The organism is Oleiphilus sp. HI0125 (genome assembly GCF_001635355.1).
The window spans coordinates 1-1,131 of sequence record NZ_LWGF01001010.1 but is presented as its reverse complement, the minus strand read 5'-3'; the positions used below and the strand labels follow the sequence as shown (position 1 = coordinate 1,131).

2 protein-coding genes are annotated in these 1,131 nt (G+C 46.9%); both read right to left on the bottom strand.

The genetic code is table 11. The features are described 5' to 3' along the window. The coding region (locus A3762_RS17265) for an agmatine deiminase family protein (protein ID WP_197469339.1) at nucleotides 1-476 on the bottom strand (476 nt) is incomplete at its 3' end. A 17-nt stretch (nucleotides 477-493) separates the two neighbouring features. Next, nucleotides 494-1,131: nitrilase-related carbon-nitrogen hydrolase (locus A3762_RS17260; RefSeq protein ID WP_068756796.1), on the bottom strand; the 638-nt coding region annotated here is incomplete at its 5' end.

The following is a 1,131-nucleotide window of genomic DNA, read 5'->3' as shown; positions in this document are numbered from 1 at the left end:
ATCGCGCCGCCCTCTAAGATGAAAGGAGCTTGATAAACATCAGAGTCAAAGCAATTTGCGAGCTGCTTTGCGACGGCATCATCTTTACTCCAATCGCTATACATTCCCGCTAAATGACCACCCCAGGCATTGAATTTCCATGAGACGGCGCGGCGCTTTCCTTCTTGGTTGATAAGAAAACTACAGCCTGTGTCGCGCAACCAAGAGTCGTTATTCTCAATGACAATGACCTGAATATGTTCAGGTAATTGTGCGCGAGCAGACGAAAGGCTACTGGCATTGGCGTAGACATAGACAGGAGTTGTCTTAGCAATCTGCAGTGCAACTTCTACAAATGCCGCCTGAGCCGGCAATGCCTTGGCTCGCCAAGTCTCGAGATTATCGGGCCATATTAAACCTACTGCTTCATGAGGACCTGACTCAGCAGGCATATAGAAAGCATCTTGTTTTGGGGTTTGGCTATCGAGCTTTGCCATGTGCGGATCTCGTGTTGTTATTCGCCTTGATCAGATACATCTAAGTGCTGCAGCGCTGAATAATGCTCTGGACGTCGATCACGATATAAGCCCCAAACGTGACGATCACGTTGCGCCGCACTCAAGTTTAGGCTGTGCGTGATGAATGTTTCGCTTTGGCGGTCGGCACTTACTTGAATCTCGCCCTGATGATCTGTAATAAATGACGAACCATAAAAATCGATGACATTTGTGTTTGTCTCAGCCGATTCTTTTCCGACTCGGTTTGCAGCAATCACCGGAACTTGGTTTGCCGCAGCGTGACCTTGCATTGTGCGACGCCAATGTGGCATCGAATCTAAGTCAGGTTCTTTAGGTTCAGAGCCAATAGCAGTCGGGTATAAAAGTAGTTCAGCGCCGGCTAAAGACATACTTCGTGCAGTTTCTGGGAACCATTGGTCCCAGCAAATACCTACACCAATTTTTGCGTAGCGTGTGTTCCAAACTTTAAAGCCTGTATCGCCAGGCGAAAAATAGTATTTCTCTAAATAGCCATCGCTATCCGGAATATGGGTTTTACGGTACGTGCCTAAAATTTCTCCATCTGCATCGACCATTGCGACAGAGTTAAACAAGACATTACCGGCTTTTTCGTACCAACTAAATGGGATTACAA